Raw genomic sequence first — 17,392 nt, forward strand, 5'->3', positions numbered from 1 at the left:
ATCCGCCCGCGCGCTCAGTGCCGCGCGGGCGCCGGCCCGAGATGGGCCCACAGGAAGCCGAACTCGGCCGCATCGGCCTCCGCACGCTCCAGATCGTCGGCGCTGCCGTGGCCGCCGTCGGTGTTCTCCCAATACCACACCCGTTCGTGACCGAGCGCCTGCATGCGCGCGGCCATCTTGCGCGCATGCGCGGGATGCACGCGGTCGTCGCGCGTCGACGTCGTCAGCAGCAGCGGCGGATACGTGACGCCTTCGCGCACGCGGTGATACGGCGAATACGCGGCCAGCGCCGCGCCCTCGCGCGGGTCGTCGGGGTCGCCGTATTCGTCGAGCCATGCGGCGCCCGCGTGCAGCTTCGGATAGCGCTGCATGTCGAGCAGCGGCACGCGGCACAGCACCGCGCCGAACAGCTCCGGCCGCTGCATCATGCACGCGGCGACCAGCAATCCGCCGTTGCTGCCGCCCTCGATCCCGAGCTGCGCGGCCGTCGTCACGCCGGTCGCGGCCAGATCCTCGGCCACCGCGATGAAATCGTCGAATGAACGCTGCCGATGTTCGCGCTGCGCGTCGACGTGCCAGCGCGGCCCGAACTCGCCGCCGCCGCGGATATGCGCGAACGCCATCACGCCGCCGCGTTCGAGCCACCCGATGCCGAACGCGTCGCTGTAGCCCGGCAGGTTCGGGATCGCAAAGCCGCCGTAGCCCGACAGCAAACACGGCCGCGCGACGCGCGCGGCGCCGTCGGCCGGATCGAGCGCATCGCGCGGCCCGATCAGCGTGTACGGCACCATCGTGCCGTCCCGCGAGCGCGCGCTCGCGCGGCGCACGACGAGCCCGGCCGCCTCGAACTGCACCGGCGGCCGGTCGAGCAGCACACGGCGCGACGGCGCGTCGTCCGCCCGATCGGCAAGATCGGCCAGCCAGCATTCGGGCGGATCGAGATAGGTGTCGACGTCGACGTACACCTCGTCGTTCAGCGTCGCCTCGACGGGTTCGACGTCGATCTGCGCATCGCCCGTCCACTCGAACGGCCGCGCGTCCCATGTCCACGTGCCGTCGTCGGCCTGTCGAGGCTGCCACAGCATCGTCCGGTTGTGCACGTCGTCGAGCCAGCTCGCGATCAGCATCGTGCGCGTGTGCGTCCACGTGCACGCGGATGTGGTCGGCCGCGGCGCGAACAGCGTCGTGAATGCGCGCGACCCGGCCAGGAACGCCTGCTCGCGGATCGCGAGCAGCGAGCCGCCCGCATGGCGCACGCCGTCGCAATCCCAGTCGAGGCGCGGCTCCAGCACGAGCCAGCCTTCCCAGAACCCGACCTCGACGTGCGTCGGCACGTCGTAGCGCGCCCACTCGCCGGCGTCGGTCAGCCAGTACGCATGCGCGTCGAAGAAGTCGACGCTGCGCCACGCGACGTGACGCCGATCGATCGGATCGCACCACGCCCCGGCGCTGATGTCGTCGGGTTCGCCGCTGAACACGACGGGCGCATCGGCGAGCGCCGTGCCGCGCACCCAGCGCCGCGCTTCGTACGGATAGCCGGCCGCGGTCGCATGCGCTTCGCCGCGATCCCAGCTCACGTAGACGGTGTCGCGGTCGATCCAGCCGACCGTGTGATGGCCCGGCTCGTCGATCGTGAAGCCGCCGTCGACGAAACGGCGTTCGACGAGATCGAATTCGCGCACGACGACCGCGTCGGCACCGCCCGGCGACAGCGACAGCAGCGCGCGATCGCCGTCCGGATACAGGATCGCATCCTGCTCGAACACCCACGACTCGCCCTCTTCGGCACCGAGCGCATCGACGTCGAGCAGCGTTTCCCACGCGGGCCGACCGGCACGCCAGTCGTCCCAGCGCGTGCGGCGCCACAGCCCCTTCGGATGGAGATCGTCCTGCCACAGGTCGTACGCCCAGTCGCGCCAGCGGGTCGGAATCACCGGGCGCTCACGCGGCAGATAGGCCTTGGCGAGACGCGCGGCCAGCGCGCGATACGCATCGTCGTCGCGCAGCGCGGCGCGCGTGCGCGCATTCTGCTCGTCGACCCACGTGCGGGCGCGCTTGCTGTCGAGCGCTTCGAGAAAACGGAACGGGTCGGCCCCGGCGGGCCAGCGGAAGGAATCGGACATTGAGGATCGGCGGAATGGCAAACGGCGTGCAAACCGCGATTATGTCCGATCGCGGCATGCGCGACGCGCGCGCATGCCGCGATTCGTGCTCAGGGCTCCAGGTGGAGTTCCTGGATCTTGCGCGTGATCGTGTTGCGGCCGATACCGAGGCGCTCCGCGGCCTCGACCTTGCGGCCCCGCGTGAAGTCGAGCGCCTCGCGGATCACGGCCGCCTCGAAACGGCGTGCGAGCTCGTCCATCACGTCGGCCGAATTCTCGCGCAACAGCCGCGCGACTTCGGTGCGCAGGCCATGCTCCCACAGCGGATAGCCGTTCGGCACGCTGCCGTTCGGCGCCGCCGCGACGGGCGCGCTCGCCGCCGGCGGCGCACCGAGCGCGGGCGACACGGCCGGCGCGCTGCCGGGCGCATCCGCGCTGTCGCCCGTCGCGACGACCGGCGCACCGGCCGGCACGAGATCGGGCGGCAGGTCCTTGATCTCGACCGTCTGCGCGGGCGCCATCACGGTCAGCCAGTTCGCGAGGTTCTCGAGCTGCCGGACATTGCCGGGAAACGGCAGCGACGTCAGGTACGCGAGCGCGTCGTCGGACACGCGCTTCGGCTCGACGCCGAGATCGCGTGCGCTCTTCTGCAGGAAGTGGCGCGTAAGCAGCGCGATGTCCTCGCTGCGTTCGCGCAGCGGCGGCAGGCGCAGCCGGATCACGTTGAGCCGGTGGTAAAGGTCCTCGCGGAACAACCCCTGCCGCACGCGCGATTCGAGATTCTGGTGGGTCGCGGCGATCACGCGCACGTTCGCGCGCAGCGCGTTGTGCCCGCCGACGCGGTAGAACTGCCCGTCCGACAGCACGCGCAGCAGGCGCGTCTGCAGGTCGAACGGCATGTCGCCGATTTCGTCGAGGAACAGCGTGCCGTTCTCGGCCTGCTCGAAACGGCCCTGCCGTGTCGTCTGCGCGCCGGTGAACGCGCCGCGCTCGTGGCCGAACAGCTCGGATTCGAGCAGGTCCTTCGGAATCGCCGCGGTGTTCAGCGCGATGAACGGGCCGTTCGCGCGCGGGCTGTGGCGATGCAGCGCCCGGGCGACGAGCTCCTTGCCGGTGCCCGATTCGCCGGTGATCAGCACGGTCGCGGCCGAATGCGACAGGCGGCCGATCGCGCGGAACATGTCCTGCATCGCGGGCGCCTGGCCGAGCATCTCGGGCGCCTCGGCGACGCGCTCGTCCTGCGGCGCGCCGCCGCGCAGGCTTTCCTCCACCGCGCGGCGGATCAGCTCGACGGCCTTGTCGACGTCGAACGGTTTCGCGAGATATTCGAACGCGCCGCCCTGGAACGCCGCGACGGCGCTATCGAGGTCGGAGAACGCCGTCATGATGATGACGGGCAAGCCCGGCAGCCGCTCGTGCATCGCCTGCAGCAGCTCGAGGCCCGAGCCGCCCGGCATCCGGATGTCGGACACGAGCACCTGCGGCGTCTCGTGGTCGAGCGCGGCCAGCGCATCGCGCACGTTCGCGAAGCTCTTCGTCGCGAAGCTGTCCCGGGCGAGTGCCTTTTCAAGCACCCAGCGGATCGATTGGTCGTCGTCTACTATCCAGATCGGCTTCATAGGTCGGTCAGGTATGGGTGAATCCGGTGAATCGCAATGTCGCCGCTCAATGGTCGAGCGGCAGCAGAATCTGAAATTCGGTACGTCCGGGCCGGCTTTCGACCTCGATCATCCCGTCGTGCTGCTGCACGAAAGTCTGCGCGAGCGTCAGGCCGAGACCACTGCCGTCTTCTCGCCCGGACACGAGCGGATAGAAAATGCGGTCGCGGATCTCGTCCGGAATGCCGGGCCCGTTGTCGATCACGTGCAAGTCCAGTGCCAGCCGGTACAGGCGCTTCGCGATCGTGATCTTGCGCGCGATGCGCGTGCGCAGCTCGATCTTCGCGTCGCCCTGCGCGATCCGCTCGCGCAGCGCCTGCGCCGCGTTGCGCACGATGTTGAGCAGCGCCTGGATCAGTTGCTCCTTGTCGCCGCGCAGGTCCGGCACGCTCACGTCGTAGTCGCGCTCGATCGTGAGCCCGCGCGGAAACTCCGCGAGCATCACCGCGCGCACGCGTTCGCACACTTCGTGGATGTTCACGTCGCCGACGATGTGCGGATGCCGATGCGGCTCCAGCAACCGGTCGACGAGCGTCTGCAGGCGATCGGACTCCTTGATGATCACCTGCGTGTATTCGCGCAACTCGCCGCGCTCGCGCTCGCCCAGTTCGAATTCGAGCAGCTGGGCTGCGCCGCGAATGCCGCCGAGCGGGTTCTTGATCTCGTGCGCGAGGTTGCGGATCAGCTGCTTGTTGACCGCGGTCAGGTCGTGGATGCGCTCTTCCCGGTCGGTACGCGACTGCCGTTCGTTCTCGAACAGCTCGACGAGCACGAAATCGGGCGCCGACTCGAGGAAGCCGACGATCGCATGCACATGCAGCGGTTCGCGGCCGGGCCGGTCGAGCACGGTATCGAGGTGCGTCGCGTGAAAGCGTTCCTCGCCGATCGCGGTGATCGTCGATGCCAGCTCGTTCGCGTTCGGAAAAATCTCGCCCCACGGCCGCTGCGCGAGCTGCCGGCGCGAGATGTCGAGCATCGCCTCCGCCGACGGGTTCGCGAACGCGATCCGCAGCGTCTTGCGGTCGAGCACGATCACGACCGTCGGCAGCGCTTCCAGCCCCGCCAGCAGGCCCGAACGCGCGAGCCGCTCGTTGTCCGTCAGTCGCTCGGGCTGCCCCGTTTTCGCCTTGATCAGATTCTTCAGAACCATCTGCGTGCTTGTCGCGCCTCACCGGGCCAGAAAATGAAAATCACCGGAACAAAAAAGGGACGGCTGGACGCCGTCCCCTTTCAGACTCCGCCGTTCCCGCCGCAGGCCGCGCGACGGGAACGAACCGGCAAAATGGCGCTGAATCGTCGCGCCATCGCCGATTAGAGCGAGTAATACATCTCGAACTCGATCGGGTGCGTCGTCATGCGGAACTTCGCCAGCTCCTGCTCCTTCAGCGCGAGGTACGCGTCGATCATGCCGTCCGTGAACACGCCGCCGCGCGTCAGGAACTCGCGATCCTTGTCGAGCGCTTCGAGTGCCTGGTCGAGGCCCGCGCAGACGGTCGGGATCTTTGCATCCTCTTCCGGCGGCAGGTCGTACAGGTTCTTGTCCGCGGCTTCGCCCGGATGGATCTTGTTCTGGATCCCGTCGAGGCCGGCCATCATCAGCGCCGTGAAGCACAGGTACGGGTTCGCCATCGGATCCGGGAAGCGCGTTTCGATGCGGCGGCCCTTCGGGTTCGACACGTGCGGAATGCGGATCGATGCCGAACGGTTGCGTGCCGAGTAAGCGAGCTTGACCGGTGCTTCGAAGTGCGGGACCAGACGCTTGTACGAGTTCGTCGTCGGGTTCGTGATCGCGTTCAGTGCACGGGCGTGCTTGATGATGCCGCCGATGTAGAACAGCGCCAGTTCCGACAGGCCGGCGTAGCCGTTGCCCGCGAACAGGTTCTGGCCGTCCTTCCAGATCGACTGGTGAACGTGCATGCCCGAACCGTTGTCGCCGACGACCGGCTTCGGCATGAACGTCGCCGTCTTGCCGTACGAGTGCGCGACGTTGTGGATGATGTACTTCGACCATTGCGTCCAGTCGGCGCGCTGCACCAGCGTCGAGAACTTCGTGCCGATTTCGTTCTGGCCCTGGCCCGCCACTTCGTGGTGGTGCACTTCGACCGGGATGCCGAGCTGTTCGAGCAGCAGGCACATTTCCGAACGCATGTCCTGGAACGTGTCGACCGGCGCGACCGGGAAGTAACCGCCCTTCGTGCCCGGACGGTGGCCCGTGTTGCCGCCTTCGAATTCCTTGCCGGCCGACCACGGTGCTTCTTCCGAGTTGATCTTCACGAAGCAGCCCGACATGTCCGTGTTCCACTGGACCGAGTCGAAAATGAAGAATTCCGGTTCCGGACCGAAGTAGGCCGTGTCGCCGATGCCCGTGCTCTTCAGGTACGCTTCGCCGCGCTTCGCGAGCGAACGCGGATCGCGCTCGTAGCCCTTGCCGTCTGCCGGCTCGACCACGTCGCAGGTCAGCACGAGGGTCGACTCTTCGTAGAACGGGTCGACGAAGGCCGCGCTCGGGTCCGGCATGAGCAGCATGTCCGACGCCTCGATGCCCTTCCAGCCCGCGATCGACGAACCGTCGAATGCATGGCCGCTTTCGAACTTGTCTTCGTCAAACGCCGAAACCGGCACCGACACGTGCTGTTCCTTGCCGCGCGTATCCGTGAAGCGGAAATCGACAAACTTGACGTCCTCGTCCTTCACGAGCTGCATGACGTCGGCGACGGTTTTACTCATAACCTCTTCTCCTGATTGAACAATTCCGGCGGACTGGGAACCGCCTCGTTTATCGAGCTGACCGGGGTCTTGCTTTAGCGCAGCGCGCCCCGATTCGACCGAATTCTATATAGCAGCATCCGTGCCAGTCATCGCAAAACCGACGTAAATCGCGCCGGAGCGCGTCGCGACGGGACCCGGCTGCGCAATTCCGGGGCCGGCCACCGCACCGGCGGCCGCGCGAACGCACCGAAACGGTGCAATCACGCCAGCGCGCCGTCGCGGCGGAATCATTCTGGTGCATGCACGCCATTCTGCACTCTTTTGGTGAGTGCGTGGCGCTGCATGTGCCTGTCGGTAGACGGGCGTCCGTACCGCGACGCCGCGCTAGAATGTTCGTTTGACCGATACGGAGACTCCCTGCCATGAGTACGCTCGACCAGCTTTACGCGAAGGCCGACGAACGCCGCGCACAAGGCGCGCTCAACTACGCCGGCGCGCTGCTGCCGGTCGAGGCATTCGAACTGCTGCAGCTCGACCCGTCCGCGCGCCTCGTCGACGTGCGCACGCGCGCCGAACTCGACTGGATCGGCCGCCCGCTCGTCGGCGACGGCCAGTACCTGCACCTCGAATGGACGCGCTACCCGGGCGGCGTGCCGAACGCCGAATTCGTCAACGAACTGAAGGCGGCCCTCCCGGCCGATACGCCGATCCTGTTCCTGTGCCGCAGCGCCGCGCGCTCGAAGCTCGCCGCGGTCGCGTCCGCGCAGGCCGGCTTCACGAAGGCGTTCGACCTGCTCGAAGGCTTCGAGGGCGCGAAGGACGCCGAAGGCCACCGCAAGACGGTCGACGGCTGGTGCTTCCGCAAACTGCCGTGGATCGGCGCCTGACGAAGCACGACGCTCGGCGGCGACAGCCTCATCGTCGAGCCGGGCGATGACATGCCGATGACGGGCCGCGTTGCGCGGCCCGTGCTTTTTTTGCGGCCGCGTGGCGGGCCGCTCAGGCGCGCGGCGTATCGGGCTCGACGACGTCGCCGCCGAGCAGGTGCACGCCTTCGCGCAGCTTCACGAACGCGGCCGCGACGGCTTCCGGCTCGCCCTTCACGCCGAGGTCGATGTGACGGCGCGCATAGATGCCGCCGCGCTCCGCATCGCCGACGCTCGGCAGGCTGAACACGCGCACGCCCGGGAAATCGCGCTCGATGCGCTCCATCAGCGGCGTGAGCGTCGATTCCGGCAGTTCGAACACGTACAGCGAGCGCTCCGCGTGCGGCGTCGCGTGATGCAGGTGCGCGTACTTCGTGTCGAGCACCCATTCGATCATCGGCCAGGCCATCACCGGGAAACCCGGCACGAAGTGCAGGTCGCCGGCCGAAAAACCGGGAATGCGGTTATAGCCGTTCGGGATGATGGTCGCGCCCGCCGGAAACACGCCCATGTTGAGGCGGTGCTGGTTCTCCGGCGAATCGAAGTCGACCGGCGTGGCCGGATCGGTATGCGTTTCGCGGATCCGCTCCGAAATCAGCACCTTCGCTTCCGGATGCAGTTCGAGCGGCACGCCGAGCGCGGCGGCCGCGCACTGGCGCGTGTGGTCGTCCGGCGTCGCGCCGATTCCGCCCGTCGAGAACACGATGTCGCCCGACGCGATCGCACGCGCGAGCGTCGCCGTGATGCGCGCCGGATCGTCGCCGACGTATTCGGCCCAGTCGAGCGCGAGGCCGCGCGCGCCGAGCAGTTCGATGACCTTCGCCAGATGCTTGTCCTGCCGCCGGCCCGAAAGGATTTCGTCGCCGATGATGATGATGCCGATGCTCATGCCTGCCCCATGTCGATTGCGGTGGCGCGCGCACTCGCGCGCAGGTCCTCCAGCGCGCGCAGGCAGTAGTGCCCGAACCACAGCGCCGAGAAGACGAGGATGAAAGCGTAAACCCAGATCATGGCCGCCGCGACGAATGGAAACAGCACCATCATCCAGACCGACGACACCCATACGAAGGTCGGTACGGTGCCGAGCAGCCCGGTCGCGACGCCGATGCCGATCAGCGGCCAGCGGTGGCGGCGCACGAGCGCGCGGCGCTCGTCGCGGCTCGCGTGCAGCGCGAGCGCGTCGTAGGTCATCACTCGGTACGTGAGCCAGCCCCAGATCACCGGCGGCAGCAGCGCGAAGAACGGCGGGATCAGCCACAGCGGGATCGTGACGACGAGCAGCACGACGCCGACCAGCGCCGCGCCGAGCGAATTGAACACGCTGCCGAAAAAGGTACCGCCCCGCTTCGGCTCGAGCGCCGCGAATTGCCGGTTCGACAGGTGCTTGATCACGACCGGCATCGAGATCGTCGCGATCAGCAGCAGCACGGTCAGCACGATCAGCGGAATCGCGAGCGACACGACCACGAACGGCGCGACGACCGCGTGCAGCTGCGACATGCCGATCGCATCGAACGCGCGATACAGCGCGGCCGTCAGCACGAAGCCGTCGAGCGCGCCGCGCGCGAGATCCAGCAGCGTCTGCCACGAAAACCACAGCACGGCGCCCCACAGCAGCGCCGAGACGACGAACGGCATCAGGGTGAGCCACAGCATGCGCGGGTGCAGCGCGCTGGCGATCGCCCGGACGAAGGAGCGCAGCAAGTCGTTCATGCGAACCTGTATCGACGGAGAAAAACGGGGAAAGGATAAACCACACGGCCCGCATGCGCCGAAGCGCATGCGGGCCGTGTGGGAATGCCGTTCAACGGGAGCGGGATCGCGTCAGGCCGACGCCGCGCCGCGCTTCGCGGGAAACAGACGCCGGAAGATCCGCACGAACGCGAGGCCGTGCTGCGACCAGAAGCCGTCGCCGTAGGACACGCCCTCGACCTGCTCGCGGATGCCGGTCGGCTCGACCGTGCGACTCCACGACGCGGTACCGAACATCATGTCCCACCACGGGAACAGCACGCCGAAGTTGCAGCCGTACTTGGTGCCTTCGTGACCGTAGCCGACCGCATGGTGGCGCCGATGGAAGATCGGGCTGACGAGCAGGCGCTCGCCGAGCCAGCCGAACGACAGGCGCGCATTCGTATGCTGGATGCTCTGCATGAAGTTCGTGAACGCGGTCAGCACGACGAACTGCGACGGCGTCACGCCGATCACGAGCGCGATCGCCGCGAAAAAGCACGACTGGATCACGTCGTCGAGCAGGTGGTTGCGGTCGTCGCACCACAGCGACATCTGCCGCTGGCTGTGATGGACCGCGTGCAGCTCCCACCAGATGCCGAACTTGTGCTGCCAGCGGTGATACCAGTAGCCGGCGAAGTCGAGCACGACGAGGTAGATCGCGAACGCGACGATCGGCTGCGAGGTCACGCCCGGCCACAGGTAGTCGAGATTGACGTTCGCGACGCCGTGCAGGCGCAGCCAGGACTGGAAGCTGTCGAACACCGGCTGCAGCGCGAAGAAGAAGAACAGCGTGTAGATGCCGAGCTTCGAGATCGCCGTGTAGATCACGTCGACCCGCACCGCGCGGCGGTTTTTCCAGCGTTCGACCGGCAGCAGCGCCTCGAGCGGGCGCAGCAACGCGAACATCAGCACCATCTGCAACGCGCCGATGATCACCCAGTACAGCGCGTCGTAGGTGTCCTCGTCATAGTCCATCAGGTTGAACTTGAAGAGGAGCGGCTGCACGACGTCGACGTACAGCCAGGTCTGGATGTCCGACACGAATGCATCGATCAGGTGCAGCATCGCTCGCCTCCGCCCGTCACGCGCCGTTCGCCGCCTTCCACGGCGCGCGGTCGTAGAAGTAGATGCCGTGCGGCGAGCGGCCGACGGCGATCGTCTGCACCAGCTTGCGCGACGCCAGGTCGATGATCCCGACCTTCTTCGCGAAGCGGAACGTCACCCACAGCGTCTTCTTGTCGGCGGACAGTTCCATGTCGTCGGGGCCCGGCAGCAGGCCGGTGATGTCGCCGACGTTGGTGAGCGTGTTCTCGTCGATGATGCTGATCGTGTTCGCGACGCGGTTCGTCACCGCGACGTGCGTGCCGTCAGCGAGCGAGCGGAAGTTGTGCGCGCCCTTGCCGGTGTAGATCTGCTTGACGACCTTCTGGTTGCGCCAGTCGACGACCGCGACGTAATCCGCGCCCGTCATCCCGACCAGCAGGAATTTGTCGTCCGGCGTGAGCCACAGGCCGGCCGGCACCTTGCCGACCTTCATCTTCCACTTGACCGTCTGCGTCGGCAGGTCGATCGCCGCGATCTCGCCGGACACCTGCAGCGACACGAGCAGCGTCTTGCTGTCCTTCGTGAATGCGAGGTGGCTCGGCATCACCGCGAGCGGCACGCGCTTCACGAGGTGCAGGTCGCGGCCGTCGTAACCGTAGATGTCGACGCGGTCGAGCCGCAGGCCGGCCGCCGCGAACCATTTGCGGTCCGGCGAGAAGCCGAGCTGGTAAGGATCGTCGATCCCTTCGACGGTGCGCTGCAGCTTGCCCGTCTTCGGATCGAGGAACATCAGGCTGTTCGAGACCGAATTGGCGACGATCAGCGACGCATTGTCGGGCGTCGCCATCAGGTGATGCGGCTCCTTGCCGGTCGGCATCGTGCTGACGACCTCGCGGGTCTGCTGGTCGATCAGGGAAAGCGTCGCTTCGGCCGAGTTGAGGACGATCACGTTATTCGCGTGTGCGGCGGGCGCCAGTACGGCGGCGGCCAGCGCGAGCGTGCGGCCGAGGGAAAGGAAAGTGCGCATGAAGACTCACGTCGAGGAACAACCGTCATTGTAAAACGTTCAACCGGCCGCGCCGGTTGACGGCGGTCGGTATTGCGCCACTTCGACGCACGCCGCGGCGGCCGGACGAGCCGCCGCGGCAAGCACCGTACGGCCGACCGGGGCCGTCCGCCGCGGCGGGCCCGTGACGCCGATGTTGCGCTAGCGCTGCATCGACTCCCAGACCTTGTGCAGACGCTTGACAGAGACAGGCATCGGCGTGCGCAGTTCCTGCGCGAACAGCGAAATCCGCAGTTCTTCGAGCAGCCAGCGGAATTCCGCGAGCCGCGCATCGGCAACGCCGCCGCGCTGCGACACCGCGCGCTGGTACTGCTGGACAAGCGGCAGCAGGTCGGCCGACTGCTTCGCGTCGCGCGCCGGATCGGCCTTCAGCTTGTCGATGCGCAGCGCGATGCCCTTCAGGTAGCGCGGGAAATGCGCAAGCTGCGCGTAAGGCGTGTCGATCACGAAGCGCTTGCCGACCAGCGCGGCGAGCTGCTGCTGCAGGTCCGCATGGGCCTGCGCGAACGGCTTCGCCTGCGCGAGCTTCTTCACGAGCCCCGCGTATTCGGCGAGGATCTGGCCGACCAGCCGCGCGATTTCCTGCGCGAGCAGGTTCAGGCGGCTCCGGCCCTCGTCGCGGCGCGCATGGAAGCTTGCGTCGTCGTCGGGCAGCGGGTCCTGCAGGCACGCGCGGTCGAGCGCCGTATCGATCAGCTGGTCGCGCAACTCGTCCTGCGTGCCGAGCGACATGTACTGCATCGCCATCTCGCGCAGGCCCGGCAGGTTCTTCTCGAGGAACTTGATCGGCTCCTTCAGCTGCAGCGCGAACAGCCGCCGCAAGCCGGCCCGGTGGATGCGTGCGGCCTCCTCCGGCGAATCGAACACCTCGACGTCGCAATGCGTGCCGCGGTCGACGAGCGCCGGGTAGCCGTACAGCGTCTGGCCGCGCCGGCGGATTTCCAGCAGCTCGGGCAGCTTGCCGAAATTCCACGTCGTCAGGTTCTCGTACAGCGCCGTCGCGCCGGCTTCCGCCGACGCGGCCGTCTGCGGCGCCGCGCCCTTGCCTGCCTTCGCGTTACGGCCGGCGGCACCGGCCGTGGCCGCCGCCGGCGCCTGGCCGACCGGCTGGCCCGCATCGGCATCGCCGCCCGTCGCGATCGTCGACGCCGCCGCGATCTTCTGGAACTGCTGCTGCGCCTGCGCGCCGAGCTCCTGGCGAAGCTGCGCGAGATTGCGCCCCATCGCCAGCTGGCGGCCGTGCTCGTCGATCACCTTGAAGTTCATGAACAGGTGCGCGGGCAGCGTCTCGAGCTTGAAGTCGGCCGTCTTCATCGCGACCTGCGTCTCGCCGCGCACGTCGGCGATCAGCGCCTCGACGAGCCCGCCCGCGCCGAAGCGCTCGCGCCCCATCCGCTCGACGAAGCCGGCCGCGTATTCGGGCAGCGGCACGCAGTGCCGGCGCAGCTTCTGCGGCAGCGACTTCAGCAGCAGCTGCACCTTTTCCTTCAGCATCCCCGGCACGAGCCACTCGCAGCGGCGCGCATCGACCTGGTTCAGCGCGTACAGCGGCACCGCGAGCGTCACGCCGTCGCGCGGCGTGCCGGGCTCGAAGTGGTACGTGAGGGCCATCTCGACGCCGGCCATCGTCGCGCGCTTCGGGAACAGCTCGGTCGTCACGCCGGCCGCCTCGTGGCGCATCAGGTCGTCGCGCGACAGGTACAGCAGCCGCAGCTTGTCCTCGGGCTGGCCGCCCTTCTTCACTTCGTCGCGATACCAGCGCTCGAACGCCGCGCCCGTGTGGATCCCCTCGGGAATCGCCTGGTCGTAGAACGCGTAGATCAGCTCGTCGTCGACCAGCACGTCCTGACGGCGCGACTTGTGCTCAAGCTGCTCGATGTCGGCGAGCAGCTTGCGGTTGTGCGCGAAGAACGCGAGCTTCGTGTCGAACTCGCCTTCGACCAGCGCACCACGGATGAACAGCTCGCGGGCACGCGCCGGATCCTGCTTGCCGAACGCGACGCGCCGGCGGTGGTAGATCGGCAGCCCGTACAGCGTCGCGCGCTCGTACGCGCTGACCTGCGCCGGGCGCTTTTCCCAGTGCGGCTCCGACAGCGATTTCTTCAGCAGGTGCGCGCCGATCTTCTCGACCCATTCGGGCTCGATCTTCGCGAGGCAGCGCGCGTACAGCCGGCTCGTCTCGACAAGCTCGGCCGCCATCACCCAGCGGCCGGCCTTCTTCGCGAGCGCGGAGCCCGGCCACAGGTAGAACTTGATGCCGCGCGCGCCGAGATAGTGCGGATCGTCGTCGGCCTTCAGGCCGAGGTTGCCGAGCAGCCCCGTCAACAGGGCCAGATGGACCTGTTCGTAGGTCGCCTCGACTTCGTTCAGGCGCCAGCCGTGCTCGCGCACGACGGTCAGCAACTGCGAATGGACGTCGCGCCATTCGCGCAGCCGCAGGTGCGACAGGAAATTCTGGCGGCACGCGTCGACGAGCTGGCGGTTCGACTTCTTGTGCGCGACGGCCTCTTCGAACCATGCCCAGATCTTCAGCCACTGCAGGAATTCGGAACGCTCGTCGGCAAACCGGCGGTGCGCCTGGTCGGCCTGCTCCTGCGCGTCGATCGGCCGGTCGCGCGGGTCCTGCACGGACAGCGCGCTCGCGATGATCAGCACCTCGCGCAGCGACTGCTGGTCGCGCGCGGCGAGAATCATCCGGCCGACGCGCGGATCGAGCGGCAGCCGCGCGAGTTCGCGGCCGAGCGGCGTCAGCGCGTTGTCGTCGTCGACCGCGCCGAGCTCGTTGAGCAACTGGTAGCCGTCCGCGATCGCGCGGCCGGGCGGCGGTTCGAGGAACGGGAACGATTCGATCGCCGTCAGGTGCAGCGACTTCATCCGCAGGATCACCGACGCGAGCGACGAGCGCAGGATTTCCGGATCGGTGAAGCGCGCGCGCGCCTGGTAGTCGCTTTCCTCGTACAAGCGGATGCAGACGCCGTCGGCCACGCGGCCGCAACGGCCCGCGCGCTGGTTCGCGGCCGCCTGCGAGATCGACTCGACCTGCAGCTGCTCGACCTTGTTCCGGTACGAATAGCGCTTCACGCGCGCGAGGCCGGTGTCGACCACGTAGCGGATGCCCGGCACCGTCAGCGAGGTTTCGGCGACGTTGGTCGCCAGCACGATCCGGCGGGCGTTCGACGCCTTGAACACCTTGTCCTGGTCGGCCGCCGACAGCCGCGCGAACAGCGGCAGGATCTCGGTGTGCGGCGGATGGTGCTTGCGCAGCGCCTCGGCCGCCTCGCGGATCTCGCGCTCGCCGGGCAGGAACACCAGCACGTCGCCGGTGCCCTCGCGGCACAGCTCGTCGACCGCGTCGACGATCGCGTCCATCAGGTCGCGCTCGGCTTCGCGCGCGGTCTTCACCCGGTCGCGGCCGCCCGTGCCTTCGGCATGCTTCACGGCCGGGCGATCCTCGGCCACCGGGCGGTAACGCATCTCGACCGGATACAGCCGCCCGCTCACCTCGATCACGGGCGCCGGGCGCTCGTCGGTGCCGAAATGGCGCGCGAAGCGATCGGCGTCGATCGTCGCGGACGTGACGATCAGCTTCAGGTCCGGCCGCCTCGGCAAGATTTCCTTCAGGTAGCCGAGCAGGAAATCGATGTTCAGGCTGCGCTCGTGCGCCTCGTCGATGATCAGCGTGTCGTACGCCTTCAGCAGCGGGTCGGTCTGCGTCTCGGCGAGCAGGATGCCGTCCGTCATCAGCTTCACGGACGCGCCCGGCGCGAGATTGTCGGTAAAGCGCACCTTGTAGCCGACCACCTCGCCGAACGGCGTGCCGAGTTCCTCGGCGATCCGGCGACCGGTCGACGACGCGGCGAGCCGGCGCGGCTGGGTATGGCCGATCAGGCCCGTGCCGCCGGCGCCGAGGCCGCGGCCGAGATCGAGACAGATCTTCGGCAACTGCGTGGTCTTGCCCGAACCCGTTTCGCCGCAGACGATGACGACCTGATGACCGGCGATCGCGCGCGCGATTTCGTCGCGCTTGCCCGACACGGGCAGGCTTTCGGGGTACGTGATCGGCGGGACGGGATTCGGCGCGACGACCGCTCGCGGCGGACGCTCGCGGCGCGGGGCGCGCTCGCCCGATGCCTGCGGTACGCCCTTCGCGGCCGGCTGACGCGCGTCGCCGCGCCGTTCGTCGCCGCGCGGCCCGCGCGGTGCGTGTGCCGGCGGGGCCGCCGGCTGGTCCTGCTGCTGGCGCGGCGGCTGGCCCTGCTGCCCGCGTGCGTCGGCCGCACCATCCGGGTGCCTGGCCGACGGCGTATTGGCCCGCGTCGGCGCGGGACTTTTAGAAACATTCGACATGGGGGCGCATTATAATCCCGCCCATGAATTCCCAAACCGACCTCCCCCCCGCCCAGACCAGCGCCGCGACGCCGCCGGCCGCCGACGATTCGGCCGCCAGCCACGCGCAATTCGTCGACTGGATGCGCTCCGTCGCGCCCTATATCCACAAGTTCCGCAACAGCACGTTCGTCGTGGGGTTCGGCGGCGAGGTGGTGCAGCAGGGGCTGCTGAACGCGCTCGTCTCCGACATCGCGCTGCTGCAGGCGATGGGCATCCAGATCGTGCTCGTGCACGGCTCGCGCCCGCAGGTCGAGGAGCAGTTGAGCCTGCACGGTGTCGAATCCGAGTTTTCGCACGGCCTGCGCATCACCGATGCGCGCGCGCTCGAATCCGCGAAGGAAGCGGCCGGCGAAGTGCGTCTCGACATCGAGGCCGCGATCAGCCAGGGTCTGCCGAACTCGCCGATGGCGCACGCGCACATCAGCGTCGTGTCGGGCAACTTCGTCACGGCACGGCCGGTGGGGATTCTCGACGGGGTCGATTTCGCGCATACGGGCATCGTGCGCAAGATCGACGCCGAATCGATCCGTCATTCGCTCGCGAGCCGCAAGCTCGTGCTGCTGTCGCCGCTCGGTTTCTCGCCGACCGGCGAGGCGTTCAACCTGTCGATGGAAGACGTCGCGTCGGCGGCCGCGATCGCGCTGCGCGCCGACAAGATCATCTTCCTGACCGAAGCGCCGGGCATCGTCGACGACGAAGGCGGGCTGATCCGCGAAATGTCGCTCGACGCGGCGGCCGAGCTGCTCGATTCCGGCAACATCCAGGGCGACGACGCGTTCTTCCTGAAGCACTCGATCCGCGCGTGCCGCGGCGGCGTGACGCGGGCGCACCTGATTCCGCAATCGCTCGACGGCAGCATGCTGCTCGAACTGTTCCTGCACGACGGCGTCGGCACGATGATCTCGTACGAGAACCTCGAAAGCCTGCGCGAGGCGACGCCGGACGACGTCGGCGGCATCCTGTCGCTGATCGAGCCGCTCGAGACCGACGGCACGCTGGTGCGACGCGGCCGCCACCAGATCGAACGCGACATCGACCACTTCTCGGTGATCGAGCACGATGGCGTGCTGTTCGGCTGCGCGGCGCTGTACCCGTACCAGCAGGAGAAGATCGGCGAGATGGCGTGCCTGACGGTCGCGCCGGAAGCGCAGGGCTCGGGCGACGGCGAACGCCTGCTCAAGCGCATCGAGCAGCGCGCCCGCGCGCGCGGCCTCACGCACATCTTCGTGCTCACGACGCGCACCGAGCACTGGTTCCTCAAGCGCGGCTTCGTCAAGGTCAGTGTCGACGACCTGCCGGAAGACCGTCGCAAACTCTATAACTGGCAGCGCAAGTCGCTCGTGCTGATGAAGCAGCTCTGAGCGCAGGCACGACTGCCCTCCCCCCAGTTCGATTACAGGAGAAGTACACGATGGCTCGAATGATCCAATGCGCGAAGCTCGGCAAGGAAGCCGAAGGCCTCGATTTCCCGCCGCTGCCGGGCGAACTCGGCAAGCGCATTTACGAGAGCGTCTCGAAGGAAGCATGGCAGGGCTGGCTCAAGCAGCAGACGATGCTGATCAACGAAAACCGCCTGAACATGGCCGACCCGCGTGCGCGCCAGTACCTGATGAAGCAGACCGAAAAATACTTCTTCGGCGACGGCGCGGACCAGGCGTCCGGCTACGTGCCGCCGACGGAAGGCTGATGACGTGACGCGCGGCGCCGGCAGCGCGGCCACATGATCCGACGAACAACGGCACCGTGTCCCGCACGGTGCCGTTT

The 17,392-nt window shown here is 67.9% G+C and carries 12 protein-coding genes; 3 read left to right on the forward strand and 9 right to left on the reverse strand.

The features are described 5' to 3' along the window. Positions 1 to 14 precede the first annotated feature (14 nt). From AC1VVG_RS11335 to glnA, 4 genes are all read right to left on the reverse strand, one after another. On the reverse strand, positions 15 to 2,123 hold the full coding sequence (locus AC1VVG_RS11335; RefSeq protein ID WP_482835635.1) for a prolyl oligopeptidase family serine peptidase: 2,109 nt from the start codon (positions 2,121 to 2,123) through the stop codon (positions 15 to 17). An 89-nt stretch (positions 2,124 to 2,212) separates the two neighbouring features. After that, positions 2,213 to 3,721 carry a nitrogen regulation protein NR(I) gene (ntrC, locus tag AC1VVG_RS11340; protein ID WP_482835636.1) on the reverse strand — a complete coding sequence of 503 codons (1,509 nt, stop codon included), beginning with the start codon at positions 3,719 to 3,721 and terminating at the stop codon, positions 2,213 to 2,215. 46 nt (positions 3,722 to 3,767) lie between these two features. Beyond that, a complete protein-coding gene (glnL, locus tag AC1VVG_RS11345) occupies positions 3,768 to 4,910 on the reverse strand; it encodes a nitrogen regulation protein NR(II) (protein WP_482835637.1) in 1,143 nt (380 codons plus the stop codon). A 161-nt stretch (positions 4,911 to 5,071) separates the two neighbouring features. After that, positions 5,072 to 6,487 (reverse strand): type I glutamate--ammonia ligase, encoded by a 1,416-nt coding sequence (gene glnA / locus AC1VVG_RS11350; protein ID WP_017331833.1) that lies wholly within the window; start codon positions 6,485 to 6,487, stop codon positions 5,072 to 5,074. 404 nt (positions 6,488 to 6,891) lie between these two features. Between glnA and AC1VVG_RS11355 the strand changes: the two genes are divergently transcribed. Next, a complete protein-coding gene (locus AC1VVG_RS11355; protein WP_006478364.1) occupies positions 6,892 to 7,356 on the forward strand; it encodes a rhodanese-like domain-containing protein in 465 nt (154 codons plus the stop codon). Positions 7,357 to 7,468: 112 nt separating this feature from the next. Here the strand turns inward: AC1VVG_RS11355 and AC1VVG_RS11360 are convergent, their stop codons facing one another. The 5 genes from AC1VVG_RS11360 to hrpA form a co-directional block, all read right to left on the reverse strand. Continuing rightward, entirely contained in the window at positions 7,469 to 8,284 is an 816-nt protein-coding gene (locus AC1VVG_RS11360) for a competence/damage-inducible protein A (RefSeq protein WP_482835638.1), read from the reverse strand. Next, positions 8,281 to 9,108, reverse strand: a complete 828-nt coding sequence (locus AC1VVG_RS11365) for an EI24 domain-containing protein (protein ID WP_034188962.1) — start codon at positions 9,106 to 9,108, stop codon at positions 8,281 to 8,283. The genes AC1VVG_RS11360 and AC1VVG_RS11365 overlap by 4 nt, the downstream gene beginning before the upstream one ends. A 111-nt stretch (positions 9,109 to 9,219) precedes the next feature. Then, positions 9,220 to 10,194 (reverse strand): sterol desaturase family protein, encoded by a 975-nt coding sequence (locus tag AC1VVG_RS11370; protein ID WP_034188963.1) that lies wholly within the window; start codon positions 10,192 to 10,194, stop codon positions 9,220 to 9,222. 16 nt (positions 10,195 to 10,210) lie between these two features. After that, positions 10,211 to 11,200: a YVTN family beta-propeller repeat protein gene (locus AC1VVG_RS11375; RefSeq protein ID WP_034188964.1), complete on the reverse strand. Its 990-nt coding sequence runs from the start codon at positions 11,198 to 11,200 to the stop codon at positions 10,211 to 10,213. 180 nt (positions 11,201 to 11,380) lie between these two features. Further along, entirely contained in the window at positions 11,381 to 15,586 is a 4,206-nt protein-coding gene (gene hrpA, locus AC1VVG_RS11380) for an ATP-dependent RNA helicase HrpA (RefSeq protein ID WP_482835639.1), read from the reverse strand. Between the two features lie 23 nt (positions 15,587 to 15,609). On the opposite strand from hrpA, the gene argA reads away from it, so the two are divergent. Then, positions 15,610 to 16,989 (forward strand): amino-acid N-acetyltransferase, encoded by a 1,380-nt coding sequence (gene argA / locus AC1VVG_RS11385; RefSeq protein ID WP_034188966.1) that lies wholly within the window; start codon positions 15,610 to 15,612, stop codon positions 16,987 to 16,989. Between the two features lie 50 nt (positions 16,990 to 17,039). Beyond that, positions 17,040 to 17,315 (forward strand): oxidative damage protection protein, encoded by a 276-nt coding sequence (locus AC1VVG_RS11390; RefSeq protein ID WP_006478357.1) that lies wholly within the window; start codon positions 17,040 to 17,042, stop codon positions 17,313 to 17,315. Positions 17,316 to 17,392 lie beyond the last annotated feature (77 nt).

The sequence above is a fragment of the Burkholderia sp. L-4 genome (assembly GCF_056856535.1).